Origin of the sequence: Comamonas testosteroni ATCC 11996, assembly GCF_000241525.1 — a bacterium.
GTDB lineage: Bacteria > Pseudomonadota > Gammaproteobacteria > Burkholderiales > Burkholderiaceae_C > Comamonas > Comamonas testosteroni.
In genome coordinates this window covers 137,892-163,936 of the sequence record NZ_AHIL01000043.1, presented here as the reverse complement: position 1 = coordinate 163,936, position 26,045 = coordinate 137,892, and the positions used below count along the sequence as shown (strand labels likewise).

Genomic DNA, 26,045 nt, shown 5'->3' with positions numbered 1-26,045 from the left:
TCTTGATGATCTTCCACAATGAAGGCCGTCACTGAGTACGGAGGCGTTGACGACCGAATTGGATCGTGCGCAGACAAGCAGGTACCAATGAGCTCCGGTTGGGAAGGCGAGAATCGGCAGCCCGCCTTTGCCTTCGTCTACCGGCTGCGTACTTGAGTCAGCAACTGCTTGCAGTTCACATCGTCGTCGGCGGCAGGCACGGTCAGCGGCACCAGAGCCAGTGCCGCTGGCGCAAAAACGGCAGCAGCCACTGCAGCACCGGCACGGGCTGCCAAGGGGCCCGGCTCCAGGCCCACATCGGGTTTGGCAAAGCTGCCGCGCACATAAAGTGGTGTGCGCAGTGAGAAAAACTTCCACTTCAGCGATTCAGGGACGATGCGCAGATTGAGCTGTTCCTGCGCCAGGTTGATCTCGCCCGTGGCTTCAACAACGGCTTCAGTCGTGGCCAGCTTGGCCATGCGTGGGCGGGCAATGCCTTGTTGCACATTGAAGTCGGCCACGGCACAACGCAGCTGCACTTCCTTGTCGCTCCCAAATAGCTTGGCGATGACGATGGAGCCTACGTTCAGTCCGGCGAGGTCCAGCAGTTGCGAGCTGAAAGTGCCGTCGCGCACAAACAGGCGTAGCGAGCCATTGCCCGTGCCCAGCCACTGTGCCAGTGACTCGCCTTGCCCGGTGAGCGCGACTGCGCCATCGAGCCGGCCCAGGCTTTTCTTCATCCTTTCAATCGTGGGAAACAGCGCGGAGAGCTTGAGAGATTGCACCTGTGTGTTGAGTTTGGCTGCAACGGGCCTGGCGTGGCTGTCCACGCTGGCGTCGATATTCAGCGTGCCTTCGGCGAGGCCGAACTTCAGTGGCGATAGGGTGAGTTTGCCGTTGTCCAGCAGCGCATGCACGCTGAGGTTTTGCAGGGGCAGAGCTTCGGGCCGCAGGATATGGCTGCTTTCATAGCGCAGGTCGAGATCCATCTTGTCCCAGTTCTCGGTCTGGAACCGAATTTGCGGCAGTACCTTGCCGTTGACGGGCTGGGGTTTGTCGGGGCTGCCGGACGGGGCTGCGCCTATGACCGGACCCAGATCCACCAGTCGCAGTTGTTTGGAGTGCAGCTGTGCTGTCAGTTTTGGCCGAGGCTGGGCGGAGCGGTATTGGAGGTCGCCGCTCAAATCACTCTGACCCAGCTTGCCCTGAAACTTCTCGTATTGCCAGACGGCCTTGCCTGGCGCTAGGCTGCCGATCAGACGGCCGCTGGTCTCGAACGGCGGTGTGGCGGGCAGCAGCAAGCCGCTGAGCTCGAACAGGTCGGCCATACTCTTGCCGCGCACCTGAACTTGAAAGTCCAGTCCGTCCAGTGTCTTGGGATTGTCGAGAATCCCCTTGGCAAATGCTTGCAGGCTGCCAGCCTTGGCCGAAATGAGCAACGGAAAGCGCAGCCTGTCCTGGCGCAGATCCAGTACAGGCCCCGCCAGACCCTGGGCCTGAATTTGCGCGCGGGTCTTGCCTTGGTGCAGATAGCCAGCGAGGCCAAAGCGCACGCCATAAGGTTGATCGGCACTGACCGGTCTACGCAGCGTGTCGATACGGGCGCGCACGGCCATGTTCTTGACAGCGTCGGACCAGCCCAGAACGCCGTCGCTGATGCGCAGCTGGCCTATTTCAAAACTCCACTTCGGGCCGCTGCTTGCGGGCTTGTCAAATGTCCAGTTGTTCTCGCCCTTGTCGTTGCGGGCCAGCACCATATCTGGAGCCTGCAACAGCAAGGAGTCGAGCTGCACATGGTGCGCCAATAGTGGCCAAAGGCGCAGGCTGGCCGTGGCATTTGCTGCGGTGATCATGGTGCGGGCATCGCGTTCGGGCGGTTGCCGGCCGGCATCAGCTATGGCGTCATCGTCATCTGCGGCCGTCTTTTTCTCGTTAGCTGCCTGGCCTTGCTCGGGCAGGCGACCGGTGTTGAGCTCCTTGGGCGTCGCAGGTAATGCCGGCTGTTTGTCATCGGATTTTTCAGGCGCCTGTTGAACCAGCCAGCCCTGGGGCTGCGAAAGTGTCAGATCGCTGGCGTGCACCACCACGCCGGGCACCCAGTGACGCCAGCCCGTATCGAGAGGCTGTGGCCAGGTCCACTGCAGCTGCAGATCGCCATTGATGGCGAATTCGCGGCCCGTGGAAGTGCTGACTTTTTCATTGATCCATGGCTTGAGCTTGTTCCAGTCCATGAAGGCAATCAGCAGTGACGCCGCCAGAATCAAAGCCAGCAGCAGCGCCATCGCAAGGGCTGACCAGCGCAGCCAGTGACGTGCCAGGCGCGAATGTGCAGGAGCGGATTCAGGGGCTGAAGTGCTGGTGGGATCGACCATGGCTGTTGCATCCTTTTTTGCCACATGCTATTGCGCATACGTGAAATGCCTCGTCATCCAATTGCCTGATGCATGTATGCCCGCATGCAATGAGCTCAGACTTTGCGACCGATCCGGGAAACGATGCTGCAGCTGGAAGAGTGCTGTTGCTGCGAATGCAAACATCTGCAGCAATGACTGCGGTGCTTCATGAAGTGCTGCGAAGTGTTGCTCCATTGTGCAAAGTCATTCCGCTCGGCGTTGAGGTGCCAGTGCCTATCCGGTGCCTGCCGATTCCATGCTGTTAAACGGCAAGATTGCCGATGGACCAGGAAACACCGGTATCAAAGTTTGCCTTCAACTCGTCCGCTGCATGTTCCAGCTCGGTCAGAAACATCTCCATGGCCGCAGCCATCGCGTAGCCGGTGCGCTGATAAGCGCAGCTGTGCAGCAGGGCTCCGGCATCGTGCAGCGCACGCCAGCTCAGGCGTTCGGCCGCCACGTCTTCCGCCACATTGTCCGGCAGCATGAAGGCCAGTGCCTGGCCGCTTGCCACCAGGCGCCGGGCCATGGGGATGCTGCTGGTTTGCACCAGCGGTAGGGCCCGGCTCAGTGCACCGTCGCCCAGACGCTCGAGCATGCTGCGCAACTCCATGTCGGGAGTCATCATGATCAGCGGATAGGCCAGGCAGTCACGCAGACGCAGCAGTCGAGGCCGCATGCGCAGAGGGTGATCAGGAGTCATCACCACGCCCAAGGGTTGTGCCCAGGAGCGCATTTCCTCGACACCGGCAGGAGGTGTTCGGCGCAGGCAATAGGCCACATCGATCTCGCCTTGCGCTACATGACGCAGAAGCTCTTCACCGATGCCGGCACGCACGCTGAAAGTGATGTCCGGATAGCGATGATGCATTGCCGCAATTACCTGGGGCACGAGGTATTCGGCCGTCGCGTGGGGTACACCCACGCTTACATGCCCGTGCCGCAAGGCATTCAGGTCTTCGACCTGGGCTAGGGCATTGTCAAAGTCGCGCTGGCTTCGCCTGACTGCTGCCAGCACGATCTCGCCGGCCACCGTCAGCTGCATGCCTCTGGGCAGTCGGTCGAACAGTGGCTGACCCACCTGCGCTTCGAGATTGAGGATTTGCTGGTTGACCGCTGCTGCGGTCAGGTGCAGGGTCGCCGAGGCCTTGCGCACCGAACCTCGGCGCGCCACCTCGTCAAAGCATCGAAAAGCCTGAGAAATTGCTGGCATGTCCTGAGTGTAAAGTTTTATCTGACACCTCTTAAAAAACAAACAGCTATTCCTGACGCTGACGAACTTCTAGAGTGGCAGCCATCAATCCCTTCTGTCACAGAAAGAACCCCATGGCTACCACCGTTGACCAGGTCACCCAACGCCGACGCGGCACAGGTCTTATCGCTCATGACAGCGCTCTGAGCGCAGGCGGCTACACATTGATCGCCCCCCAGACGGCGGATGGGCATGTCTACCTCATAGATATCCACGGCCAGGTGGCTCACGAGTGGAAGCTGCCGGTGCGCGCCGGCCGCCATGCTGTCATCCTGCCTAACGGCAATCTGGGCTACAACGGCAACCACCGTGGATCGCCGGACCTCTATGCGCCATGGTCCATGTGGCACGGCGGCGATTTCTACGAGGTCAGACCCGATGGAGAGGTGGTCTGGCGCTATGAAGATCCGGCCCATCACCATGATGCACAGTGGTTGCCCAATGGCCATTTGCTCTACGCCGCTTGCGCCCCTGTCCCCCAGGGCTTTGCAGAACGCGTGCCGGGCGGCAGCTCCCAAGGGCCGGATGAGGTGATGTATGGCGATGTGATCCGGGAAGTGGACCGCACAGGTCGATTGGTCTGGGAGTGGAAGGCCTGGGAGCATCTGGAGCCCGAGCACTTTCCCATTCACCCGGGCTTTGGCCGCTATCACTGGCCTTTGGTCAACGGCCTTGGGCTTGCGGTCGATGGAACGGTGTTCATGAGCTTGCGCACGACCTCGGGAATCATTGGCGTGGACAAGGCCAGTGGCAGCGTGAAGCTGCATATCCCGCCATCGGTGGTCTCGCACCAGCATGCTCCGGTTCCTCTGGCAAACGGCCATATCCTGACCTTTGACAACGGCAACTTCCGCACGGGAGCCCATGTCGCTTTCTCGCGTGTGCTGGAAATAGATCCTGTCTCGCATGAGATCGCGTGGAGCTACCAGGACGAGATGGTCAATGCCTTCTACACCGCCTTCATGGGCAGCGCGCAGCGGCTTTGGAACGGCAACACGCACATCACGGAGTCAGCCACGGGACGCCTGTTTGAAGTGACGCCGCAAGGCGAGGTGGTCTGGGAGTTCATCCTGCCCTGGTTTGGCGAGTATCCCGATGCCGCTGCACGACGCACAGGCCCGGGCCGTTTGAACATGGTGTTCCAGACATGGCGTTACCAGGCAGCGCAACTGCCTTGGTTGTCCCGCTGAGCCATTCCAGATCCAGCAGAAAGATCATCATGCAAATACGACGCAGACAGTTTGCAGCCTGGGCGTTGGGCGCTCCGCTGCTGCAGCAGCTATCACCGGCAAGCCAGGCTGCTGTCCAGCTCTGGCCTGCCCAGGCACTGACGGTGGTAGTTCCCTTCGCGCCCGGAGGCAGTGTGGACGTAGCCGCCAGGCTGGTAGTGCCGCGTCTGGCAGAGCGCCTGGGCCAGCCCGTGATCATCGAGAACATGGTTGGGGCATCGGGGACCATTGCAACGCAGCGTGTCATCAAAGCCAGACCCGATGGCTATACCTTGCTCTTCGGTGTGGCCAGCTCGGTGCTGGTTGCTCCCTTGATCTCGCCGGCAAAGTTTCGCTATGACGGCTTGCACGAGTTGAAGCCCGTGGCACCGGTTGCCTCTTCGGTGTTTGCGCTGCTCGCCCGCCCGGGACTTGCTGCAGGCAGTGCGGACGATCTCATTGAACTTGCGCGCCAGAAACCGGGGCGACTAACTCTGGGCACCGATGGTATCGGTACCAGCCTGCACCTGACGGGGGAGCTGATTCAGCAGATGTCCGGTATCGATCTGGTGCATGTTCCCTACAGGTCTGGCCCGCAGGTGCTGACCGAGCTGGCAGGTGGTCAGATCGACCTTGCCGTGCTGCCTGTAGCGCTGGCTCAGCCGTTTGTGCTGGAGGGCAAGGTCAGGGCACTGGGCATGACATCCCGCCAGCGTCTGGCCGCGCTGCCCCAAACGCCAAGTCTTTCGAAGACACCGGCCCTTCGCAATCTGGAGGTTGAGGCCTGGCAAGGCTTGCTGGCTCCCGCTCATACGGATGCCCGTATCGTCAAGCGTCTGGCCGATGAAATCGCGGTCTTGCAAGCGGACCTCGAGATGAGCAGAAAACTGACGGAAGCCGGCTTCAAGCCCATGCGAATGGGGCATCTCCAGTTCCTGGCCTATCTGGAGCAGGAGAAAAGAGTTCTGGAGAACACTATTCGCAAAGCCAATATCCGAACGGATTAGCCAGCGCCAAGTCGCATCGTTGTCTGGCGAGGGCGCAGGCGGTCGCTGATCCGGCAGCAGCTGGTCGGAGCATTCATGACGCCCCGAGCTCAGGGGGCCATGCCGCCATGAGGTCCAGGAATCGGGTCAGCCACTAAAATTCCGCGCCATGCATAACTCCCACGATCCCAAGGTTCTGCCCGTGCGCGATGGCGTCAGCCCTAGTTGTGTGGTGTTGCCATCCCAGGGCGGGGGGCTGTTGATCGACTTCTTGTGCGAACGCCTGCCCGCCGTCGGGCGCGCAGACTGGCTGCGTCGCATGGCAGCCGGTCAAGTGGTCAGCGAAACCGGAGAGATGGCCGGCCCGGACGCTGCATTCATGCCGGGGCTGCGCTATTACTACTATCGCGAGCAGGACGGCGAGCCAGAGATTCCGTTTGCGGCTGAAGTCATCCATCGCGATGCGCATCTGCTCGTCGCCGACAAGCCGCATTTTCTGCCTGTGGTGCCCGCAGGCCAGTATCTGCAGAACACGCTGCTGGTACGGCTCAAGCGCGAGTTCGATCTGCCCGAGCTGTCGCCGATTCATCGCATCGACCGCGACACCGCGGGGCTGGTGGTGTTTTCGGTGCAGCGCGCTACACGCGGCATCTATCAGGGGATGTTCAGGGACAGGGCCATTCACAAGGTCTACGAGGCCGTGGCACCTTACCGTGCCGAGTTGAGCTTTCCGCGCGAGCACGTGAGCCGCATGGAGGAGAGCGGGCATTTCTTTCGCATGCATGAGGTCGCGGGCGAGCCCAATAGCCGCACCTTGATGGAAATCATTGAGCACAACAGTGCCTGGGCACGCTATCGGCTCAGTCCTGTTTCGGGCAAGCGCCATCAGCTGCGTGTGCATATGGCGGCGCTGGGTCTGCCGCTCAGGGGTGATGCCTTCTATCCCGTGGTCAATGACCCGGAGCCGGGCGACTATTCCAATCCCTTGCAGTTGCTGGCACGCAGCCTGGCCTTTGACGATCCTCTGACTGGACAACGCCGCGAATTCGCCAGCCGGCGCGGCCTGCAGGCGCTGCCGCAAGACTGAGTCCGGCAGCGCATTGCCCGACCCTTACCAGGGAAGGGGAAACGTTGGGTGTCATCAATTATCGGACAAAACTGTCCGATAATTGATGACATGTCCACCACCCGTCCTCCATCCGCCGAACGCCGCGCCCAGTTGCTGGACGCGGCCGATGCCGTGTTTGCCGAGCATGGCGTGACCGCTCCCCTGGATCTCATCGTCGAGCGTGCCCAGGTAGGCCGCGCCACGCTGTACCGTCAGTTCCCGGACCGTCGCGCCATCATGGTGGCGCTGCTGGAGCGCTCGGTCGAGAAGACCCGGGCCGCTGCCATCGCCTGGCGCGACGACGACCAGGCCTTCTTCAAGCTGCTGGCTCTGGTGGGCGAGCGCATCGCTGTCTCCGCCACGCTGGTGGACTACTGGCGTACGGTGGACCAGAGTGATGCAGAGGTCATCCATGCGCGCCAGCAGATGTGGCTGGTTTTCGAAGAGCCCATGAAGCGTGCTGTGGCCAAGGGCCTGTGCAAGCAGGCCTTGAATGCCAAGGATCTGTCCCTGGTGTTCGGCATGCTGGGCGGCGCCCTGCGTGGTGAAACTCCTGCGCAACGCAAACAACTGGCGCGTCGCGCCCTGCAAATCATTCTGGACGGAATCAAGGCCTGAGGTTTATGAGTCAAGCTGCAGCACAAGCCACGGAGGCTCAAGCCAATCAAGAAGGCCCGAAATCTCCCAGCAGTCAGGCTTCAGCTCCTCCCGCCATTCCTCAGGGGCCCGTCATCCTGCTGCGCCGCCCGCCGGACTGGGCCGAGCATGAAAAGCCCGCGCTGCCCGGCTCGCCGGCCATGCCCCATCACGAGCCCTGGATTCGCGTCTGCTACGGGCTGATTGCTGTGCTGGTCGGGTTGACCGGTGGCTTGGGCAATGCCTTGTTCACAGCCAATCTGCCCACGATTCAGGGACAGATGGGGCTGACCTCGGTCGAGGCCGCCTGGCTGACGGGCGCCTACGTCATGTTCAATATGACGGCCAATCTGCTGGTCTATAAATTCCGCCAGCAGTTCGGCATGCGCCTGTTCACCGAGATCGGCCTGGGTTGCTACGCGGCGCTCAGCGTGCTGCATCTGCTGCTGGGCAGCTACGACAGCCTGATTCTGCTGCGCGCGGCCAGTGGCCTGGCAGCAGCGACCTGCTCGTCGCTGAGCACGCTCTACATGCTGCAGGCCGCACCACGCACCTATGTGCTCAAGATGCTGGTGATCGGCGTGGGCGTGGGCCAACTGGCCACGCCGCTGGCCTGGATTCTGTCGCCGGGTCTGCTCTACAACAGCGAGTGGCACAACCTCTATCTGTTTGAAGCCGGCCTGGCACTGATGTCCTTTGCCGCCGTGGTGCTGCTCAAGCTGCCATCGGGCTTGTACATCAGGACCTTCGAGAAGCTGGACTTCGTCACTTTCAGCCTGATGGTGCCGGGCCTGGGTCTGTTGATCGCGGTGCTGGTCCAGGGCTATTCGCGCTGGTGGTTCGATACGCCGGGGCTGGCCTGGATGCTGGTGGCAGCGATCGCGTTGCTCAGCGTCGCGCTTTACATCGAGCACCATCGCGTCAACCCCATGTTCCACACGCGCTGGTTCGCGCAGATGCCGACGATTCGTTTCGTGATCGGTGCCATTTTGCTGCGCTTTCTCACGGCCGAGCAAAGCTACGGCGTGGTGGGATTGATGCGCACGCTGGGCATGACATCCGACCAGATGCAGCCGCTATTCATGGTGATTTTGCTTGGAACGCTTATAGGTATTGCATTGTCTGCCACTACTTTCGGTGTCCCCAATATGGGCAAGCAGATTGTGGTGGCGATTGCGCTGTTCGCCGTGGCCGCGTTTCTCGATCACCATCGCAGCAGCGTGGACCGTCCTTCGGACTTTTTCTTCAGCCAGTTCCTGCTGGCGGTGGGCTCGGGCGTCTTCATGGGCCCGCTGATGCTGACCGGCATCATCCAGGGGCTCAAGTTCGGAGCCAATCACATGCTCACCGCCGTGGTCACCATCTCAATGACCCAGGCTATGGGCGGTTTGCTCGGTTCGGCCTTGCTGAGCACTTACCAGACCTACCGCGAGCAGATCTACTCCGTGGCCCTGGTGGCGCAGATGGACCCGACCGACCCCGTGGTGGCCGAGCGGCTCAAGATACAGAACCAGATCTACGGCAAGGTGACGCCCGATCCCGCCATGCGCGCCAACCAGGGAACGCTGCAGCTGTCGCAGATCGTGCGGCGTGAAGCCAATGTCAGGGCCTATAACGATGTGTTTGCGCTGACGGCCGCCATCGCCTTGCTGTATCTGCTCTGGAGTCTGGGAGCCTCGGCGCGAGTGCGCCAGGCTGCCGCCATGGTGCGCGCCATGACACGGCAAAGCGGCAACCAGGTGGCGGCAGCCGCCGGGACCGACGGTACGCCCCAGCGCGCACCTTCGGTGGCGCCGCTCGCAGAGCCTGAGGCAGCGAACGCCCATGAGCCCGATGTATCGCAGCGTGTCACGGTGGTGGTGCAGCCCACGGCCACCGATGCCTATGGCGATGTGGAAGAGGGCGCTCAGGCCGGGCCCGCCAGTCCGGCGCGGACCGTGGTGATCGAAGGCGCGCAGGCCACGCACCTGGCTGCCGCCGCGCAGGCGGCCGAGACTCGCGAGCAGGCCGTGCTGGCCAGCCGCGACCCCCTGCAGGACAACGCCCAGGCGCTCGAACTCGAGGCCGAACTGGAGCAGGAAATCGACACAAACGCCCGCAGCAGCCCTGCGGCCGACGATGGCGGCCGGGATGGCTCCGGCCCCCAGGCAAGGAACTCAAACCGATAACAGCAAGAGATTGAGCATGAGCGACAGTCAACAACCCCATTCCCCCGCAGCCTCTGCGGCGACAGCTGCCCCTTCACCCGCTGCAGCCTTGCCTCCCACGCCAAAAAAGATCAAGCCTTCATTGCGCAGCGTGCTCATCATGCTGGTCGTGGCCCTGGCAGGCATGCTGCTCGTGTTGCGGGCCTGGAATCTGTGGCCCTTCAACAGCTCGGTGGTGACCACGGACAATGCCTATGTGCGTGGTGCCGTCACCGTGCTGGCTCCGCAGGTCAATGGCTACGTGACGGAGGTGCTGGTCAAGGATTATGAGCAGGTCAAGGCCGGCCAGCCGCTGGTGCGCATCGATAGCCGCAGCTATGAAGCGGCCGTCGCCCAGGCCCAGGCGCAACTGGCCAATGCCCAGGCGCAGCTGAGCAATTCGGAACAGACACAGGCCCAGAACCGTGCCACGCTGAGTGCCAGCCGCGCCGGTCTGGCTGCCGTGGAGGCAGAGGCCCAGCGCTCGCAGGCGGAGCTCAAGCGTGTGCAGGAGCTGGCCGAGCGAGGCTCTGTGTCTCTGAACGAACGCGACAAGGTGCGCGCCACCTCGCGCCTGGCCGCGACCAACGTGGCCAAGGCCCAGGCCGACATCGCGATCAACCAGGAAAAGATCAAGGCCACGACCGTGGGCCGTGACTCTCTCAAGGCCCAGGTGCAGATGGCTGAAGCGCTGCTGCGTCAGGCCCAGATCAATCTGGACAACACCGTGGTCCATGCTCCCAGCGATGGACAGGTCAGCGAGGTATCGGTGCGCAAGGGCCAGTACGTGGCGGCCGGTACGCAGCTCATGTATGTGGTGCCGCCCACTTACTGGGTGGTGGCCAACTACAAGGAAACCCAGACCGCTCGGGTGCAGATCGGCCAGCTCGTGAGCTTCAGCGTGGACGCACTGGGCGGCTTGCGCCTCACGGGCCATGTGCTGGAGATTGCGCCAGCCACGGGTTCGGAGTTCAGCGTGCTCAAGGCCGACAACGCCACGGGTAATTTCACCAAGGTCGTCCAGCGTCTGCCCATCAAGATAGCCATCGATGAGGGTCAGGCCGATGCGGCGCGTCTGCGCCCCGGCATGTCGGTCATCGTGCGCCTCGATACTGCACAAAAAGTAGAGCATTCAGCGCATACCCAGCAGGCGATTGATGCCGATTTGGCTCAAAAATCTCAAGCGCCCGCAGCTTCTGCATCCGAACAGGCCAAGCCATGAAGAACGCCCTTCATACCGTGCGTGCCTTGCCCCTGGCGCTGGCATTCCTCGTGGCTGGTTGCAGCGTGCCCAGTCTGACCCGGGCCCCGGACAGCGCTCAGCCTGCGGTGCCGGCCAGCTGGAGCACGGATCAGGCCGCAGGTGGTGCCAGCGTAGTCCAGACCGGTTGGTGGCAGGCCTTTGGTGATGCGCAGCTGAGTCGCTGGGTGGAACTGGCGCTTGCGCGCAACAACGATGTACTCACAGCCCTGGCCAGGGTGGAGGAGGCACGCGCGAATCTCGATGTGACGGGCTCGGCGGCTGCACCGCAGCTGTCGCTCAGCGCACCGGGCTCGGCCAACCGCAGCTTGAGCGCGAGAACCGGCCAGATGGTGCATGTGCGTTCGGCCCAGCCCGTGCTGCAAGCGAGCTGGGAGCTGGATCTCTGGGACCGCCTGGGCAGTATGAGCCGGGCCGCCGATCAGCGCCTGCAGGCCAGCCAGGCGGATCGCGACGCAGTACATTTGACGGTGGCCGCGACCGTGGCGCAGGCCTATATCGCTCTGCGCTCGCTGCAGGCCCAGCTGGCCGTGGCCGAGGATACGGTGAAGTCGCGCGAGGAAGCGGTGCGCCTGCTCACCGACCAGGTGCGTGTGGGCTATATCTCGCAGCTGCAGCAAAGCCAGGCGCTGGCCGAGCTGGAAAGCGTGCGGCAATCGGTGCAGCAGCTGTCTCTGGCGCTGCAGCGCCAGCGCATAGTGCTGATGCAGTTGGTGGGCGGCAGCGGTGACGACCAGGCACAGGCCTTGGCCCGTACCACATTGAGCGACCATGCCAGGCTCGAGTCCATGAGCTTGCCTGCCATGCCTGCACCTGGCTTGCCATCGGGCTTGCTGGAGCGCCGCCCCGATATTGCACGTGCCCAGCTGCTGCTGGCGGCCAGCGACAGCAATCTTGCGGCACAGCGCGCGTCCTTTTTGCCGCAGGTGAGCCTGAGCGTGAACTTCGGCAGCCTGTTCATCAACGCGCTGGATTACAACCCGGCCCGGGTCTGGTCGCTGGGAGGCAGCATTCTGGCCCCGCTGTTCAACGGCGGTCGCCTGCAGGGTCAGTTCGATGCGGCATCTGCCCAGCGCGATCAGGCCGCCTATGCCTATCGCGGCGTGGTCATCAAGGCGTTTGGCGATGTGGAAACAGCCCTGGTTAGTTCCCAGCAACTGCAAGCCCAGTGGGAGCATGCCAAGGAACGCGAAAAAGTGCTGGGTCGTACCCTGGGTTTTGCCAAGGATCGGTATGAGGCCGGCTACGCCAGCTATCTGGAGGAGCTGGATGCCCAGCGCAATCTGTTTGCCGTGCAGCAGGAAGTGCTGCGCCTGCGTCAGAGCCAGCTGGAAAACGCCGTGGCGCTGTACCAGGCGCTGGGTGGCGGCTGGCAGTTGGCCGATGCAACTGCCCCGCAACCTTGAATCTGAGCCGAAAGCTCCTGGAAAGTGAGCCTTCTCCGCCTGTGTTTTATGGGTTTAAGGCATCTTGAAGTAATACCAAAGGCCGACGGCAGCCAGTGCCAGCACCAGCAGCCACAGATACCGGCCTTGCCCTCTGGGGACTTCTCCCGGCGATGGCGCTCCGGGCTGAAAGCGGTTTGGGACGCTGGCCTGCACCGATTGCCGTTGCAGGATTTGCCAGTCCAGCGCAATCCCATCCATGGCCGCATCGATATGGTCCTTGGCCTGGGCAAGACCCAGGCCCGTGGCATCGCGCAGCAGCTTGATGGCCTCGATCTTGTTGCCGCGTGCCATGGCGTCTTCCACCTCGGCCCTGGTTTCTGCGGGCACTGTGTTCGCGCCGGACATCAACGCCTCTATGGCCTCTGCATGATCGCCGCTCACGGTGACGCTGGTGGTGGTCTTGCCATTGACGGTCGTGGTGGTGGTCTTGATGGAAGAGAAGGAGCTGCCGGGCACGGTGTCGGCCCGATTCAGCTGGTCCAGCAGCAAAGTGGCATCCTTCATGCCCAGTTTGTCCAGCTGCTCGCGCAACTGCTGCATGGCCTGCGTCCGCTCTGCTGCGCCATGTTGGACAAAGTCCGGCTCGTCGCTGGCTTCCAGCAGGTCTTTGGCCTCCTTCAAACCCAGCCCGCTTTGCTCGCGCAGCTGTTTGATGGCTTCGATCTTGTGACCGTTTTGCCAGTGCCTGAGGATCTCTGCTGGAATTTGTGTGGGCATGAACTGCTCTTTATGGTTGTGGCTGTTGAACCTGGCGTCAGCCGCAGTCCACCTGCAAATGGCTGAAGTCCCTGGCGCGTAGCCTGGCATCCTCGATAAAGGCCATGAGGCGTGCGCCGTCCTGCCAGCACCAGTGGAACTGCTCATGCGACTGCAGCGTCAGTAGAGAGCGCCAGTGCGAGCTGCCGGGGTGTTCCTCTGCCTCGGGCGTGGGGTCGTAGCCCAGGCTGTCCCAGGAGGGGCGGCCCAGCAGATAGTCGCGAGGCAGATCGCCGCTTTCCTCAAGCCCATGGAGCCAGTCCTGGAGTTCATCGAACTCCACTGGCCAGTCCTTGCGCAGCTCCTCGTGACGAGGAAGGTCGATGCCGTTCTCAAACTGAAGCGCACGGCTGTCCGTGACCCACTGGTGGGGAGCCTGGATCTCATGCATGTCGCTGATGTCCGGCCAGTAGAACGCCTTGAGATAGTCCTGGTCGCGCCAGAAGATGGCGTCGTCCTCGTCAAAGCCGTAGAACAGCGACAGCAGGCCGCTGGCCGGCAGCTCTGCAGGGCGGCCGGGCCCGCCCGGGAGTTCGGCAAAGTTGACCTGTCCGACAAACAGGTAGTGGCCGTCTGGATGCTCGGGCCAGGCAAAGCCCGCAGGCACCATGGGCTGGCCGCCAAAGCGGCTTTGCAGGGGCGTGCCTATTGTGTGGCCCAGGCGAATGGCCACGGCGGGCTGGGCCAGATTCAGAAAGTATTGCTTGTGCGCCTTCAGCAGTGGCGAGGCATCCAGGTGTTTTTCAAGCGTTGTGAAGTCCATGAAGCTTGGAGCAGTGAGTTTGCAGGCCATTCTGACCCAGACAGCGGCCGTGCCTTGCCAGAGACCGTCCGCCAGATGCAAAAAAACGTCTGTTCATTGCATTCCTGGACTCTGATGCTTGCAAATTCATAGCTGCATGCGAAGGTATGCATTGGACTTAAGGCGAAATCGGCTCAAAGCTTCCGAGGAATTGCTGCACGAAACCGACACCGGCCTGTCCAGCTGATCGGTCCATGCCTTGTAGGTGCGCAGAGCCATGGCATGCAGCCGGTCTATGTGTTGCGGCAGCCGGTTCAGGATCTGGGCCTCGCTCTGAACGGCCGGTCCCCGGGCCTGCAGCAGCTCATCGTGGCCCTCGCCGCACCATTGGCGCACGCTGTCTGCGGTCACTTCCAGATGGCCTTGAAACGCCCATTGCCGGCCATGGACAAAGCCCTTGTTCAGGCAATGCTGTCCGTACATGGTGCGCCTGGCGGCCATCGGAATGTCGAATGTGTCGTAATGCCAGTTGAAGATGGTGGCTTGTGCGGGCAGGTTCATCAGTTGCTGGGCGCTGGGGGTGATACGGACTTCGCTCCAGCCTATGTTCGGGCAGGGGTTGCGCCATACGCGTGCGCCCATGGCGCGGGCCAGCATTTGCGCGCCAAAGCAGTGGCCCAGCACGGGGATGTCGTACTGCAGGGCACTTTGCAGCAGGCAGCGCTCTTCATCGATCCAGAGCAACTGCTCGTTGGCGCAATGGTTGCTGCCCAGCACGATGATGCCGCGATAGTCGCGCGCATTGGCCGGGGCCGCGCCTTCGGCACAGGGATCTAGCAGCACATGGGCAATGTCTTGCTGACGCAGATGGTCGAGCAGGATGCCGGGACCTTGCGATGCTTCGTGCTGGAGGATGGCGACAGGCTTCATGGGAGACAGGCTTGAAGGGCAAGCCGGTTGTTGTGAAGCCTTGAATCTAGAAAATCAGGCCTCAAGCCCTGGTATGGATGGTGGCTGCTGCTATCAAGATTGCATAAAGAAAGACAGCTCGGTCCGGCGTCATCCAGGCTTTTCAATTTCCGTCAGCGTGCCATACTGGGCTGCCGCCGCCCGGCTGCGGTGGCCTTTATCACTGCAAAAGCATGGCTATGTCACAAAGCAAACACGGGCTTCATGGGGCTGGGAGTACGGGGCAGGGCAGCAGCCAGTCGGCACTGACATTGGCGGCTTTGGGCGTGGTTTTTGGCGATATCGGCACCAGCCCGCTCTATGCGTTCAAGGAGGCTTTTACAGGCACACATGGGCTGACGGTGGGTCCCGAAAATGTGCTGGCCGCGCTCTCGGCCCTGCTGTGGGCTGTGATCGTCATCGTCGCCATCAAATATGTGTGGGTGGTGCTCAGCCACGATAACGATGGAGAGGGCGGCGTGCTGGCGCTGACGGCGCTGGCCCACCGCGTGATGGGCGATCAGTCGCGCCGCTCCCGCTTTGTGGTCGGGGCCGGCGTGTTTGCGGCTGCACTGTTCTATGGTGATGCCATCATCACGCCGGCGATTTCCGTGCTCTCTGCCGTGGAGGGCATGAGCATTGCCACGCCAGAGTTCGAGCATTTCATCGTACCTATCACGATAGGTATTCTGATCGGACTGTTTTCCATTCAGATGAAGGGCACCAGTGTGGTGGGGAGGCTGTTCGGCCCGGTCACCATTGTTTGGTTCCTATGCATTGCCTGGGCAGGTGTGGCCAGCATTGTGCAGACGCCCATGGTGCTGGAGGCCGTCAACCCGCTGCATGCGCTTCGCTTCGCCGTGCAACACACGGACAAGGCCTTCTTCCTGCTGTCGGCCGTGTTTCTGGCCATGACAGGTGCCGAGGCCCTCTATGCCGATATGGGTCACTTCGGCAGCCGGGCCGTGCGTCTGGGCTGGTATGGGTTGGTGTTCCCGGCTCTGATGCTCAATTACTTCGGCCAGGGCGCGTTGCTGTTGCGCGATGCGACTGCGGCCAGCAATCCCTTTTTCTTGCTGGCTGCGCCGTCCTGGTTGCTGATTTTTGTGGTGCTGGCCACGGCTGCCACGGTGATTGCCTCGCAGGCGACCATCTCGGGGGCTTATTCCATGACGCTGCAGGCCAGCCGTCTGGGTTATCTGCCGCGTGTGCGTGTGTTGCACACCTCCGATCAGGAGCAGGGCCAGATCTATATCCCCAGCGTGAACTGGTTGATGCTGCTGGCCGTGATCGCGCTGGTGCTGGCCTTCAAGTCCTCGGGGGCATTGGCGGCGGCCTATGGCATTGCCGTGTCGGGCACCATGCTGATCACCACCATGCTGGTGGGCTTTGTGGTCTATCTGGGGCGCAGCCGCGCAAGAGTCGCCACATTGGCAGCGCTGGCCTGTTTTGCGGTGCTGGAGATAGGTTTTTTTGCCTCCAACCTGACCAAGCTGGAGCAGGGCGGCTGGCTGCCGCTGACGCTGGGCGCCATCATCTTCATTGCGCTGACGACATGGCGCGACGGCACCCAGCTGGTGGCCGAACATCGCCGTCGCCTTGATATTCCCATGAGCGATCTGATGAGCTCGCCCATGAGCGGCGTGCCGGTAGTGTCCGGCACGGCCGTCTATTTGACTTCCGACCCCAAGCTGGTGCCGAACGCGCTGTTCCACAATCTCAAGCATTTCAAGGTCATGCATGAGCAGACGGTATTTCTCCACGTGATCAACGAGAACACGCCCTATGTGCATGATGGCGAGCGCCTGCAACTGAAGCCCATGTGCAATGGGGTCTGGGCACTGGACATGCATTTCGGCTTTCGCGAGCAGCCTGATATTCCGGCGGCGCTCCAGCGGATTGCACCGGACGTCGATGGCGAGATACCGAATCTGGACCCCATGACGACCAGCTTTTTCGTGGCCAGGGTGCAGGTGGTGGACGGGCCCGGCGGTCTTTCCGCCTGGCGCTGCGCTCTGTTTGGCTGGATGTCCCGACAATCGGCCAGCGCGGCGACTTATTACAAGTTGCCAGCCAACCAGGTGGTGGAGCTGGGCACGCAGGTCGTGCTTTGAATGGTAGGGAGGCAAGCCAGCCAAGCACTGGCCACCATGTTTTTAGAGTCTTATTCGTCCAAAGCGTCCAGGGCACGCGCCGAGTAGACCATGGCGGCGCCCGCATTCAAGGCCACAGCCACACCCAGAGCTTCGGCAATTTCCTCCCGGCTGGCACCGGCTGCCTTGGCAGCCTTGGTATGCACGGCAATGCAGCCGTCGCAGCGCGTGGTAACGCCCACGGCAATCGCAATCAGCTCGCGAGTCTTGGCATCAAGATGAGCGGTCTTCTTGCCCGCGCTGGACAGGGCCTTGTAGCCCTCCATGGTGCCTGGGCTCAACTCGGAAAACTCTCCCAGCCTGCCAGCCAATTCCTTGCGGTATTCGTTCCAGTCCAGCATTGCCTGCTCCTTGTTGAATGAAGCTTTGATTGTGTGCCACTGTCATCGGGCATTCAAGCTACAAGCGTTTCGTCCGCTGAGCAGCAATCGTTGGGTGGGTGAATCTGCAGGGATTTTCGAGCTGTATGAAAATACAGGTCCCATCGTTGGCATCCACCCATCTTCCTGCCGAGCATTTTGTAAGCGTCATCGTGACCGTACCCCAAGTCGCCATTCTTCCGCCGCACCGCTTCTACTATCTGCACAACTTCCAGCAGGCGCTGGACTGGTTGGCGCAGCGCTATGGCGATCTGCTCAGCGAGCAGGAGGTTGATTTCATCGCCGGCTTTGCGCGCCTGCCACAGAGCTCCAGGGCGCTGCTGGTACGCATGCTGATGCGGCGCGGGCCCTGGTTTCGCGCCAGCAAGCTGGCCTACGAGGAGATTCCAATGACGGTCGATGCCGCAGCGCCCCTGCTGGAGCGTGGCTGGCTCAGTGCCACCGAGCCCATGGAGGTGGTCGAGCTGTTCGGCCTGCACACCAAACCCGAGCTATTGCGGATCTTGGCTGGTTTTGAACTGTGTTCTTCCATGCGCAAGGCCGAGATGCTGCAGCTGCTGGCCGAGAGGCAACCCGAGCCCCGGTCTTATGCCGTCTGGTACCCAGGGGCCGTGGAGCCAGTCTGGCGCGTCATGGTGGGCGAGCTGGGAGAGCGTCTGAGGCTGATGTTTTTTGGCAATCTCTATCAGGACTGGTCGGAGTTCGTGCTGGCCGACCTCGGTATTTTCCGCTATGAGCCGGTGGCGCTGGATGCTGACTCGCGCGCATTTCAGCGCCGCGAAGATCTGGACTTCTATCTGGAGATATCGGCCCGGCGCCAGGCTCTCGATGAAGGCGTGGAGCCCGCACAACTGCTGCCTGCACTTGTTGAAAACCATAGCGAAAACCCGTGGCTGGACATGCGCAGGGCCAAGGTCCTGCTGAAGCTTGGCCAGGAGTGCGAGAGGCTGCAGGACTGGCCGCTGGCAGCTCAGGCCTATGGGGCCAGCCGCTATGCGGGTGCACGTCACCGTCATATTCGCGTGCTGGAGCGCATGCAATGCTTCGACCAGGCGCTGGCTCTTGCCAGCCAGGCGCAAGCCGCGCCTGAAAGTGAAGAGGAGCGTCAGCGCGTGGCGCGCATGTTGCCGCGTCTGAGCCGCAGCCTGGGGCTGGTGGCTGCGGGGCGCCAGCCTGCTCTGGCCCCGGCCGTGGCGGCCCTGCGCAGCGATGTGCTGCTGGACCGACCCACCCAGCCCATGGCGGTGGAGTTCGCGCTTCAATTCCATTGGCATAGAGACGATGCGCCGGTGTTCTATGTCGAGAACGCGTTGGTCAACTCGCTATTCGGTCTGCTGTGCTGGCCCGCCGTCTTTGCGCCGCTGCCGGGGGCGTTTTTTCATCCCTTCCAGAGTGGGCCGGCCGATCTGGGAGCACCGGATTTTGTGCTGCGCCGCCAGCCGCTGTTTGATGCCTGTCTGGCCGAGCTGGAGGACGGTCGCTATCGGGCCACGATTCGCCAGCGTTTTGCCGACAAGCAAGGCGTTCAGTCGCCGTTCGTGTTCTGGGGCACATTGACGCAAGAGCTGCTGGAGCTGGCGCTCGATTGCATGCCTGCAGCCCATCTGCGGATTCTGTTCGCGCGGCTGCTGCTGGACGTGAAGGCTAACCGCACCGGCTTTCCCGATCTGGTGCGCTTCTGGCCTCTGCGGTCCGATGCCGGTTCACGCTATGAGCTGGTGGAAGTCAAAGCGCCGGGTGACAAGCTGCAGGACAACCAGATTCGCTGGCTGGCCTATTGCACGGAGAAGGGCATTCCCGTGAGCGTCTGCCATGTACAGTGGCGTGACGATGGTGGCGCGCCATGAAGCCTGCGCTTAGCGTGGCAGTACGCACACTGTGCGAGTTCACGGCGCGCGGCGGCGATCTGGATCTGCGCTTCACGCCTGCGCCCAGTGCGCTGGAGGGTATGGAAGGCCATGCCGTGGTGCAGAAACGGCGTAAAAACATCAGTGGCTACGAAACGGAGCTGGCGCTCAGCGGCCGGTTCGAAGAGCTGCAGGTTCGCGGCCGGGCCGATGGCTTCGATGCCTTCAAGCAGCAACTCGAAGAGATCAAGACGTACCGGGGCCGGCTCGACGGCGTGCGCCCTCATCACCGGGCCTTGCACTGGGCCCAGGCCAGGGTCTATGGTCATTTGCTGTGTCAGGAGCGCGGCCTTGAGCGGATCAAGCTGGCGCTGGTTTATTTCCAGATCGGCAGCGCAGAGGAGACCGTGCTGGTGGAAGAGTGCTCTGCCACCGAACTGCAAGCCTTTTTCGAGTTGCAATGTGCCCGTTATCTCGAATGGGCACGTCGCGAGGACGCCCACCGTCAGGCGCGCGATGGGGCCATGGCGCAGCTGAAATTTCCCATGCCGGCTTTCAGATCCGGGCAGCGGGAGCTGGCCGTGGCCGTCTATCGTACGGCCCATGCCAGCGAAGGCGGTCGTTGCCTGATGGCCCAGGCCCCGACCGGCATCGGCAAGACCCTGGCTACGATTTTTCCCATGCTCAAGAGCATGGCAGCAGTCATGGTCAAGGGTGCCTCGGAGGCTGATGCAGCCGGTCTGGACAAGCTGTTCTTTCTCACTGCCAAGGGCACTGGCCATGGACTGGCCCTGCATGCGCTGGGCCAGCTGCAGCAAGCCTTGCCGGCATCGGCATCGGCATCGGCATCGGCATCGTTTGCGCCACTGCGTGTCCTGGACATGAAGGCGCGCGAAAAGACCTGCGAGCATCCCGACAAGGCCTGCCATGGAGAGTCCTGTCCGTTAGCGCGTGGCTTCTTTGACCGACTGCCTGCGGCCAGGCAACAGGCGCTGCAACTGCCGCTCTGGGATGGACCGGCGTTGCGGACTCTGGCCTTGGAGCATGGCATCTGTCCCTATTATCTGTCGCAGGAGTTGGTGCGCTGGGCCGATGTGGTGGTGGCCGACTACCACTATTACTACGACAGTGCCGCCATGCTCTATGCGCTGGCCTTGCAGCAGGACTGGCGTGTGGGTGTGCTGGTGGACGAGGCGCACAATCTGCTGGAGCGCGCACGCAGCATGTATACGGCACCGCTGTCACAGCTTGATCTGGCGCAGGCTCGCCAGGGCGCGACAGGTGCTGTCAAAAAGGCACTCGATGCACTGCAGCGCCAGTGGCAGGCGCTGAACAAGGCCCAGGATCAGACCAGTTACCAAAGCTACGAGAGCATTCCTGGTGTGCTGCTGGGCGCCATGCAACGGGCCGCAGGCGCAATAGCGGATCAGCTGGCTGAGCAGGAGATAGCCGGTCATGCGGCCACAGGAGGGCAGCCTGCACTTGCCGACCATGCCTTGCTGGATTTTTACTGGGAATTGCTGCATTTTCAGGCGCTGGCTGATCAGTTCGGGCCGCATGCGCTGTTTGATATTCAACTGGCCACGCCGCTGCAGCGTGCGAGCAGAGTGCGTACGCCGACATCCACGCTGTGCATTCGCAATGTGGTGCCCGCGCCGCATTTGGCGGCACGCCATGAGGCGGCACAGGCCACGGTGCTGTTTTCGGGTACGCTGAGTCCGCCACAGTTCTATCGCGATCTACTGGGGCTGCCTGCGGATACGGCCTGGCTGGATGTTCCGGCGCCGTTCGCAGCCCGGCAGCTGCAGGTGCATATCGCACGCCATATTTCGACACGTTGGCGAGATCGCGATGCATCGCTGACCCCCATGGCCGAGCTGATCGCGCAGCAATACGCACGACTGCCTGGCAACTATCTGTGTTTTGTCAGCAGTTTTGACTATCTTCAGCAGGTTGCCGCCACTTTGGAACGTCTGCACCCGCAGCTGCCGCTATGGCTGCAGCAGCGCGGCATGGACGAAGCCGCGCGTGCCGAATTCCTGGCCCGCTTTGTCGAGGGCGGTCGGGGCCTGGGTCTGGCCGTGCTGGGCGGGGCGTTCTCCGAAGGCGTGGATCTGCCCGGCAGCCGTCTGATCGGTGCTTTTGTTGCCACGCTGGGTCTGCCCCAGCTCAATCCTGTCAACGAAGCCATGCAGCGAGCCATGGATCAGGCCATGGGAGTGGGGCTGGGCTATGACTATACCTATCTCTACCCTGGCCTGCGCAAGGTGGTGCAGGCAGCTGGCCGGGTCATACGCAGCGAGTACGATCGTGGCGTTCTGGTGCTGATGGACGACCGCTTCGCGCGCGCCGAGGTGCGTGCACTGCTGCCAGCCTGGTGGCAGATTGAAGTGGGCGGCCGAGGTTTTTGAACGCATGGTTGCAAGAAACGCTCGCTCACATCTCCGTTTGTAATCCTGCTCGAACGGCTTTCGCCTGCCTTGATACTTGGGGCAAAGGAGAAAAAGGCCATGAATTCCCGCGAAACCTACGACTCTCAAACCCACGCTAACGGGCAAGAGGGCAGCCAGGGATGGGATGCAATTGATGGGGCGCTGCAGACGGTTTATGGCGATCAGCAGCCCGTGCATTTCGGGACGCTGATCAAGTTTCGTCTAGGGGGAGAAGAGCCGCTGGACGGGGTCAGCGTCTATCGCAGCGAGCAGGGTGCGCCGCACTGGCACTATGTCAGCTATGGTTTCAGCGACCTGTATGGCGATCTGGATGATAGCTACGACATCGCTCCAGGCAAGCCCAGTGGTTATGGTTTCGAGCTGAGCTTCAGACTGATGCGTGCCGCCAGTGAGCAGGAGCCACCTAGTTGGCCTGTTAACTTTTTGCAAAATATTGCTCGATATGTATTTCGCACTGGCAATGTGCTGGCTCCCGGCCACTGGATGACGGCCAACGGTCCTATCAAGGCTGACGCCGACACGCTGCTGACCGAAATGGGCTTTGCGCTGGATCCGGAGTTGCCGGCCATTCATACGCCCTATGGCGACCTGATGTTTTTGCAGCTGGTGGGGCTGACCAGTGACGAGTTGCGCGAGGTACGCCGCTGGAATGTGCAGGGAGCGCTGCATTCCCTGCAGAGTTATATGCCGCTGTGGATCACCGACCTGGCGCGGCCCAGCCTGCATGATCTGCCCGATGTCCAGGCCGCCATTGATGCTGGTGCGGCGCGTGAAGGCTCCAAGACGGGTGTGCTCTACAACGATGTGCTTGGCTTCAGTCACCGCAAGCGCCTGCTGCGCAGCCCGCAGACAGTGATACGTCTGGGAAGCCTGGGCGTGCGCGACCTCAAGGCCATGCTGCCGGCTCGCCTGCCCCATGGCCGTCCGCTGATTCTGGCAGGTGATGGTTCCACCCTGGAGCTGGTGCCTGCCGGCGACAGCGAAGGCGGGATGTTGGACTGGCATAGCGACCATGAGCTCAAGCTTAGCCTGACCCAGGCTCAGATGCAGGCCTGGAAGCAGGCCGTCAAGGGGCGCGACGGCGAGTACACCGTGCCAGGACTCGATGGTCTGGTCTGGCAGGTCAAGAGCAGTGTGGTGACGGATAGCCAGGGGCGCGTGACCGGCAGATACGAAGAGCGCTAAGTGCCATGCCATGCATCAATTAGCTGCATGCGCTTTGGGGATGGACGCATCGGCTGTTCCAGCTCGGAAAATAAATAGCTCTTAACGCATACGCTCGTCGGAGAGTCTGCCCGGCAACTGATCCAGCCCTCTGGCAAACCAGCCTATGCGTTCTGTCTCGCGCACATCCAGCTGGGGCACATAGGGTTTGATGTCGAGCACGGGCGTGCCATCCAGCATGTCGTTACCGCGGAAATGCAGCCAGCATCCGTCCATGCTAAGCAGTTCGACAATGGACAGACCAATGCGGTTGGGCCTTGCAGGTGCCCTTGTGGCAAACACGCCGTGACTGCTGGTGTCCATGAAGGGCACGACTTCAAGCTTTTCCGTGGCTTCATGCAGGTGCGTGAGCAGGATCAGGTATTGAAACTCCTGCACATCGCGCAAGCCCGCGGCAAAAGGCGCAAAAACCTCTATCTTTCCTTCATGCTGCTGGGCGGCAACGGTCTGTATGGGCATGCCCACGGCATGCTTGAACGGGCTGTGTACGCGGCCTATCGGCTGCAGAACAATAGATTCGTTAATCAAGGCAGCACCGCAAGCACGACCTGAGAAGCCTTGAACAAGGCGGTGGCCGTCTTGCCCACGGCAAGGCCCAGGTTTTCGGTGCTCTCCTGCGTGATCATGGCCACTACCTGCAGACCCTGGGCGTCTATGGTCACTTCGGCATTCACCGCGCCGGGCTTGATTCGGGTGATCTTGCCGTTGAGCTGGTTGCGCGCCGAAAAGCGCACGCCTTCGCAATTCGTCACCACCATCACGGACGGCGCCTTGACCATGGCGATCACGGTACTGCCGGCCTTCAGGCCCAGGCTGACGGCGCTGCCATGCGTGATGGTCGCCACCAGCTCAGCATTGTGTTCAGTACGGATCTGGACTTCATCGGTGACGATGCCGTGGCTGATATGGGAGACACTGCCCTTGAACTGGTTGCGTGCGCTGCTTTGCATGAGGGTTTCCTGAAAATACCGGCGGGAAGGATGCCGGATCTATTCTTATAGCACTCAGGCCTGTGCAGTTAAACGCTGCGCAGGCCACGACTGCTTGGTCCTTGCCCATAATACCGTCTCTAATTTGGGTGCCTTAGGCCAAGAAATGAGTGATCTGAACACCGTGCAATGCACGCACGAACGCCACGCCGCTGCGATTCTGGACATTTTCAACGATGCCATCGTCAACTCCACGGCGCTCTACGACTACCAGCCGCGCACGACACAAAACATGGTCAGCTGGTTTGAGGCCAAGCGTGCAGGCGGTTTCCCCGTCATCGGCATTGAGGATGCGCAAGGCCGGTTGCTGGGCTTTTGCAGCTGGGGTGGTTTTCGCGCCTACCCCGCCTATAAGTACACGGTCGAGCATTCGGTCTATGTCCATCCACAGCACCGGGGCCGAGGTTTGGGGCAGCAACTGATGGAGCTGCTGATTGCCGAGGCCAGGCAGCGTGGAGATGTGCACGTGCTCGTTGGTGCCATCGACGCCGCCAACTCGGGCAGCATTGCACTACACAAGCGTCTGGGTTTTGAGTCCGTGGGCCTGATGCCGCAGGTGGGCTTCAAGTTCGGGCGCTGGCTGGATCTGGCCTTCTATCAGCTCACGCTGCAGACGCCGCTGAATCCGGTGGATGGTTGAGTTGCTCCGAAAAAGATAACTTTCAGCGGCTGCCTACAAGGCGCCGCAGTGAGTATGTCCTGAATGGATCGGGTTCCTGGATACATTCTGTGCCGCCAGAAAATGGCTGCTCCCTTGTTTTTCCTGAGAGCAGTCGCAAGCTAAGGGCTGGTGTTTTGTCGCTTTGAAGGGGTCTCCGCCATGTGGAAACTGGGTCGTCTGCTGACAAGCTTTCGCAAGGAGCTGCTGCTCGCATGGGCCGTGCTGCGTGACCCGCGCTCGCCCCGGACGGCCAAGTTGTTCACCGTGCTGGCGGCGCTCTATATTGTCAGCCCCATAGACTTCGTCCCCGACACCATCCCCATTCTGGGCTGGCTGGACGATGGCCTGATCGGCTTTGTGCTGCTGCAACTGGCTTTCAGGTTTCTCCCGGCCGAGCTTCTGGCATCACTGCGCGAACGCGTGGGCACCAAGCTCGGTTAGGTCGCACTCACTACAACCGTAGCGACCAGCGCTGATGCATCAGGCGCTGGCCATTTTTTCAAGTCCGCTAGACCTTGTGCCCAGAAATTGAAGCGCTGCCAAGAGCGGGAGTTCTGCCGTGGCATTGCCCGAAGAGAAATGGCTCTGGTCTGCACCCAGCTCAAGCTTCATGACCTTGTCGGTTTTCAGGTCGAAGCCCAATGCCTTGAGACTCGCCCGGAAGGCATGAGACGTGGGGCCGATTTGAAAAAACACAGCTTGCGCTGGTGGTCTGACACCGTACTCCAGGGGGCGATATGGTGGGCTGGTCGCGCGCGCTGATGCAGTAGGGCATGAAGATATCGCGGATCACAGGAAACACAGGCTGACTGCTCTGGTTTTCCAAAACGATTTCAGCCGTGGCGATTGCAGGCAACTGGCATACTGGGCTCTCATGATCGCAAAGCCCTTGTTTTCCTTTCTGTTGCTGGCGCTGACAGGTCTGTCGGGCTGCAACTCTGGCGAAGCCCGAACACCTCTTAGCAAGCAGGCGCAGGCCACGCGTGATGCAACGCCGGAGCAGGTCTTCAAGGGCGTGCTGGCAGGCCTGCCGGTATTCCTGTTGGTCCACGATTGCGAGGTCTTTCTTGTGGAGCCTTTGGAGAAGGGCGAAGTTCGCTGGGAAAAGGTGCTGGCACCCGAGCCATACCCGTTCTTCACCTCCTGCCAGCGTCAATCCATCCGTTATGAGGCCGGCGTGCTTCGGGTCACACTGGGGCGAATGGCCTTTGGTGCAGGCGGTTGCTGTGCCACGGGTGGTGACTATCGCTCCACTGACGGAAGAAGCTGGAAAAAGACTTCCTGAACCTCTGAAACCGAAAACAGGGGCAAGCGCGTGAATGGTCGGGGAGCTCGGAAACATGGTGTGCACAGGTGCCTCGTGGATTGCCGAACTACGGGCAGGATGCGCGGCGCTGCTCAACCGAGAGCTGACCCTGCCAGTCGGCAATGAACG

22 protein-coding genes are annotated in these 26,045 nt (G+C 61.6%); 14 read left to right on the top strand and 8 right to left on the bottom strand.

Going from position 1 to position 26,045, the window contains the following annotated elements; genetic code table 11:
• Positions 1-137: 137 nt before the first annotated feature.
• The gene (locus tag CTATCC11996_RS19230) at positions 138-2,351 is read right to left on the bottom strand and encodes an AsmA family protein (RefSeq protein ID WP_003079386.1); all 2,214 of its coding nucleotides are present in this window, start codon (positions 2,349-2,351) and stop codon (positions 138-140) included.
• Between the two features lie 283 nt (positions 2,352-2,634).
• Positions 2,635-3,585 carry a LysR family transcriptional regulator gene (locus CTATCC11996_RS19225; protein WP_003079383.1) on the bottom strand — a complete coding sequence of 317 codons (951 nt, stop codon included), beginning with the start codon at positions 3,583-3,585 and terminating at the stop codon, positions 2,635-2,637.
• Between the two features lie 113 nt (positions 3,586-3,698).
• Here CTATCC11996_RS19225 and CTATCC11996_RS19220 point away from each other — a divergent pair, with 113 nt between their 5' ends.
• From CTATCC11996_RS19220 to CTATCC11996_RS19190, 7 genes are all read left to right on the top strand, one after another.
• Positions 3,699-4,814 (top strand): aryl-sulfate sulfotransferase, encoded by a 1,116-nt coding sequence (locus CTATCC11996_RS19220; RefSeq protein WP_003079381.1) that lies wholly within the window; start codon positions 3,699-3,701, stop codon positions 4,812-4,814.
• Positions 4,815-4,843: 29 nt separating this feature from the next.
• Positions 4,844-5,839, top strand: coding sequence for a Bug family tripartite tricarboxylate transporter substrate binding protein (locus tag CTATCC11996_RS19215; protein ID WP_003079378.1), 996 nt, complete (start codon positions 4,844-4,846; stop codon positions 5,837-5,839).
• A gap of 148 nt (positions 5,840-5,987) precedes the next feature.
• The gene (locus CTATCC11996_RS19210) at positions 5,988-6,905 is read left to right on the top strand and encodes a pseudouridine synthase (protein WP_034349641.1); all 918 of its coding nucleotides are present in this window, start codon (positions 5,988-5,990) and stop codon (positions 6,903-6,905) included.
• A gap of 90 nt (positions 6,906-6,995) precedes the next feature.
• On the top strand, positions 6,996-7,544 hold the full coding sequence (locus CTATCC11996_RS19205) for a TetR/AcrR family transcriptional regulator (RefSeq protein WP_003079372.1): 549 nt from the start codon (positions 6,996-6,998) through the stop codon (positions 7,542-7,544).
• Between the two features lie 5 nt (positions 7,545-7,549).
• A complete protein-coding gene (locus tag CTATCC11996_RS19200; RefSeq protein WP_003079370.1) occupies positions 7,550-9,730 on the top strand; it encodes an efflux MFS transporter permease in 2,181 nt (726 codons plus the stop codon).
• A 16-nt stretch (positions 9,731-9,746) separates the two neighbouring features.
• Positions 9,747-10,970 (top strand): HlyD family secretion protein, encoded by a 1,224-nt coding sequence (locus CTATCC11996_RS19195; RefSeq protein WP_034349638.1) that lies wholly within the window; start codon positions 9,747-9,749, stop codon positions 10,968-10,970.
• Positions 10,967-12,415, top strand: coding sequence for an efflux transporter outer membrane subunit (locus CTATCC11996_RS19190; RefSeq protein WP_003079366.1), 1,449 nt, complete (start codon positions 10,967-10,969; stop codon positions 12,413-12,415). Before CTATCC11996_RS19195 ends, CTATCC11996_RS19190 begins: the two co-directional genes overlap by 4 nt.
• Positions 12,416-12,469: 54 nt before the next feature.
• On the opposite strand, the gene CTATCC11996_RS19185 is transcribed toward CTATCC11996_RS19190, so the two are convergent.
• The 3 genes from CTATCC11996_RS19185 to CTATCC11996_RS19175 form a co-directional block, all read right to left on the bottom strand.
• A complete protein-coding gene (locus tag CTATCC11996_RS19185) occupies positions 12,470-13,174 on the bottom strand; it encodes a ribosomal protein L7/L12 (protein WP_003079363.1) in 705 nt (234 codons plus the stop codon).
• Between the two features lie 37 nt (positions 13,175-13,211).
• Complete coding sequence (locus CTATCC11996_RS19180; RefSeq protein ID WP_034349790.1) at positions 13,212-13,976, bottom strand: YwqG family protein; 765 nt, start codon at positions 13,974-13,976, stop codon at positions 13,212-13,214.
• 126 nt (positions 13,977-14,102) lie between these two features.
• Positions 14,103-14,885, bottom strand: coding sequence for a type 1 glutamine amidotransferase (locus CTATCC11996_RS19175; RefSeq protein WP_003079356.1), 783 nt, complete (start codon positions 14,883-14,885; stop codon positions 14,103-14,105).
• Positions 14,886-15,103: 218 nt separating this feature from the next.
• On the opposite strand from CTATCC11996_RS19175, the gene CTATCC11996_RS19170 reads away from it, so the two are divergent.
• Positions 15,104-17,017: a potassium transporter Kup gene (locus tag CTATCC11996_RS19170; protein ID WP_172590547.1), complete on the top strand. Its 1,914-nt coding sequence runs from the start codon at positions 15,104-15,106 to the stop codon at positions 17,015-17,017.
• Between the two features lie 50 nt (positions 17,018-17,067).
• Here the strand turns inward: CTATCC11996_RS19170 and CTATCC11996_RS19165 are convergent, their stop codons facing one another.
• On the bottom strand, positions 17,068-17,397 hold the full coding sequence (locus CTATCC11996_RS19165) for a carboxymuconolactone decarboxylase family protein (protein WP_003079352.1): 330 nt from the start codon (positions 17,395-17,397) through the stop codon (positions 17,068-17,070).
• A gap of 125 nt (positions 17,398-17,522) precedes the next feature.
• Between CTATCC11996_RS19165 and CTATCC11996_RS19160 the strand changes: the two genes are divergently transcribed.
• From CTATCC11996_RS19160 to CTATCC11996_RS19150, 3 genes are all read left to right on the top strand, one after another.
• Positions 17,523-19,283 carry a VRR-NUC domain-containing protein gene (locus tag CTATCC11996_RS19160; RefSeq protein WP_080569905.1) on the top strand — a complete coding sequence of 587 codons (1,761 nt, stop codon included), beginning with the start codon at positions 17,523-17,525 and terminating at the stop codon, positions 19,281-19,283.
• Positions 19,280-21,694 carry an ATP-dependent DNA helicase gene (locus tag CTATCC11996_RS19155; RefSeq protein WP_003079346.1) on the top strand — a complete coding sequence of 805 codons (2,415 nt, stop codon included), beginning with the start codon at positions 19,280-19,282 and terminating at the stop codon, positions 21,692-21,694. Before CTATCC11996_RS19160 ends, CTATCC11996_RS19155 begins: the two co-directional genes overlap by 4 nt.
• A gap of 99 nt (positions 21,695-21,793) precedes the next feature.
• Positions 21,794-22,921, top strand: a complete 1,128-nt coding sequence (locus tag CTATCC11996_RS19150; protein WP_003079343.1) for a suppressor of fused domain protein — start codon at positions 21,794-21,796, stop codon at positions 22,919-22,921.
• 81 nt (positions 22,922-23,002) lie between these two features.
• On the opposite strand, the gene tsaA is transcribed toward CTATCC11996_RS19150, so the two are convergent.
• Together tsaA and CTATCC11996_RS19140 are read right to left on the bottom strand one after the other, a co-directional pair.
• Positions 23,003-23,485, bottom strand: a complete 483-nt coding sequence (gene tsaA / locus CTATCC11996_RS19145) for a tRNA (N6-threonylcarbamoyladenosine(37)-N6)-methyltransferase TrmO (protein ID WP_034349788.1) — start codon at positions 23,483-23,485, stop codon at positions 23,003-23,005.
• Entirely contained in the window at positions 23,485-23,910 is a 426-nt protein-coding gene (locus CTATCC11996_RS19140) for a TOBE domain-containing protein (RefSeq protein ID WP_003079337.1), read from the bottom strand. The genes tsaA and CTATCC11996_RS19140 overlap by 1 nt, the downstream gene beginning before the upstream one ends.
• 145 nt (positions 23,911-24,055) lie before the next feature.
• On the opposite strand from CTATCC11996_RS19140, the gene CTATCC11996_RS19135 reads away from it, so the two are divergent.
• The 3 genes from CTATCC11996_RS19135 to CTATCC11996_RS19120 all read left to right on the top strand — a co-directional run bounded on the left by CTATCC11996_RS19135 (position 24,056) and on the right by CTATCC11996_RS19120 (position 25,895).
• On the top strand, positions 24,056-24,589 hold the full coding sequence (locus CTATCC11996_RS19135; RefSeq protein WP_003079333.1) for a GNAT family N-acetyltransferase: 534 nt from the start codon (positions 24,056-24,058) through the stop codon (positions 24,587-24,589).
• A 180-nt stretch (positions 24,590-24,769) separates the two neighbouring features.
• A complete protein-coding gene (locus CTATCC11996_RS19130) occupies positions 24,770-25,051 on the top strand; it encodes a YkvA family protein (RefSeq protein WP_003079330.1) in 282 nt (93 codons plus the stop codon).
• 433 nt (positions 25,052-25,484) lie between these two features.
• Entirely contained in the window at positions 25,485-25,895 is a 411-nt protein-coding gene (locus tag CTATCC11996_RS19120) for a hypothetical protein (protein ID WP_003079322.1), read from the top strand.
• Positions 25,896-26,045: the final 150 nt, after the last annotated feature.

What these genes read in the sequence shown, in the direction of transcription:
- CTATCC11996_RS19230 (WP_003079386.1), bottom strand. Translation starts at nt 2,351, where the DNA reads ATGGTCGATCCCACCAGCACTTCAGCCCCTGAATCCGCTCCTGCACAT.
- CTATCC11996_RS19225 (WP_003079383.1), bottom strand. Translation starts at nt 3,585, where the DNA reads ATGCCAGCAATTTCTCAGGCTTTTCGATGCTTTGACGAGGTGGCGCGC.
- CTATCC11996_RS19220 (WP_003079381.1), top strand. Translation starts at nt 3,699, where the DNA reads ATGGCTACCACCGTTGACCAGGTCACCCAACGCCGACGCGGCACAGGT.
- CTATCC11996_RS19215 (WP_003079378.1), top strand. Translation starts at nt 4,844, where the DNA reads ATGCAAATACGACGCAGACAGTTTGCAGCCTGGGCGTTGGGCGCTCCG.
- CTATCC11996_RS19210 (WP_034349641.1), top strand. Translation starts at nt 5,988, where the DNA reads ATGCATAACTCCCACGATCCCAAGGTTCTGCCCGTGCGCGATGGCGTC.
- CTATCC11996_RS19205 (WP_003079372.1), top strand. Translation starts at nt 6,996, where the DNA reads ATGTCCACCACCCGTCCTCCATCCGCCGAACGCCGCGCCCAGTTGCTG.
- CTATCC11996_RS19200 (WP_003079370.1), top strand. Translation starts at nt 7,550, where the DNA reads ATGAGTCAAGCTGCAGCACAAGCCACGGAGGCTCAAGCCAATCAAGAA.
- CTATCC11996_RS19195 (WP_034349638.1), top strand. Translation starts at nt 9,747, where the DNA reads ATGAGCGACAGTCAACAACCCCATTCCCCCGCAGCCTCTGCGGCGACA.
- CTATCC11996_RS19190 (WP_003079366.1), top strand. Translation starts at nt 10,967, where the DNA reads ATGAAGAACGCCCTTCATACCGTGCGTGCCTTGCCCCTGGCGCTGGCA.
- CTATCC11996_RS19185 (WP_003079363.1), bottom strand. Translation starts at nt 13,174, where the DNA reads ATGCCCACACAAATTCCAGCAGAGATCCTCAGGCACTGGCAAAACGGT.
- CTATCC11996_RS19180 (WP_034349790.1), bottom strand. Translation starts at nt 13,976, where the DNA reads ATGGACTTCACAACGCTTGAAAAACACCTGGATGCCTCGCCACTGCTG.
- CTATCC11996_RS19175 (WP_003079356.1), bottom strand. Translation starts at nt 14,885, where the DNA reads ATGAAGCCTGTCGCCATCCTCCAGCACGAAGCATCGCAAGGTCCCGGC.
- CTATCC11996_RS19170 (WP_172590547.1), top strand. Translation starts at nt 15,104, where the DNA reads ATGTCACAAAGCAAACACGGGCTTCATGGGGCTGGGAGTACGGGGCAG.
- CTATCC11996_RS19165 (WP_003079352.1), bottom strand. Translation starts at nt 17,397, where the DNA reads ATGCTGGACTGGAACGAATACCGCAAGGAATTGGCTGGCAGGCTGGGA.
- CTATCC11996_RS19160 (WP_080569905.1), top strand. Translation starts at nt 17,523, where the DNA reads ATGAAAATACAGGTCCCATCGTTGGCATCCACCCATCTTCCTGCCGAG.
- CTATCC11996_RS19155 (WP_003079346.1), top strand. Translation starts at nt 19,280, where the DNA reads ATGAAGCCTGCGCTTAGCGTGGCAGTACGCACACTGTGCGAGTTCACG.
- CTATCC11996_RS19150 (WP_003079343.1), top strand. Translation starts at nt 21,794, where the DNA reads ATGAATTCCCGCGAAACCTACGACTCTCAAACCCACGCTAACGGGCAA.
- CTATCC11996_RS19140 (WP_003079337.1), bottom strand. Translation starts at nt 23,910, where the DNA reads ATGCAAAGCAGCGCACGCAACCAGTTCAAGGGCAGTGTCTCCCATATC.
- CTATCC11996_RS19135 (WP_003079333.1), top strand. Translation starts at nt 24,056, where the DNA reads ATGAGTGATCTGAACACCGTGCAATGCACGCACGAACGCCACGCCGCT.
- CTATCC11996_RS19130 (WP_003079330.1), top strand. Translation starts at nt 24,770, where the DNA reads ATGTGGAAACTGGGTCGTCTGCTGACAAGCTTTCGCAAGGAGCTGCTG.
- CTATCC11996_RS19120 (WP_003079322.1), top strand. Translation starts at nt 25,485, where the DNA reads ATGATCGCAAAGCCCTTGTTTTCCTTTCTGTTGCTGGCGCTGACAGGT.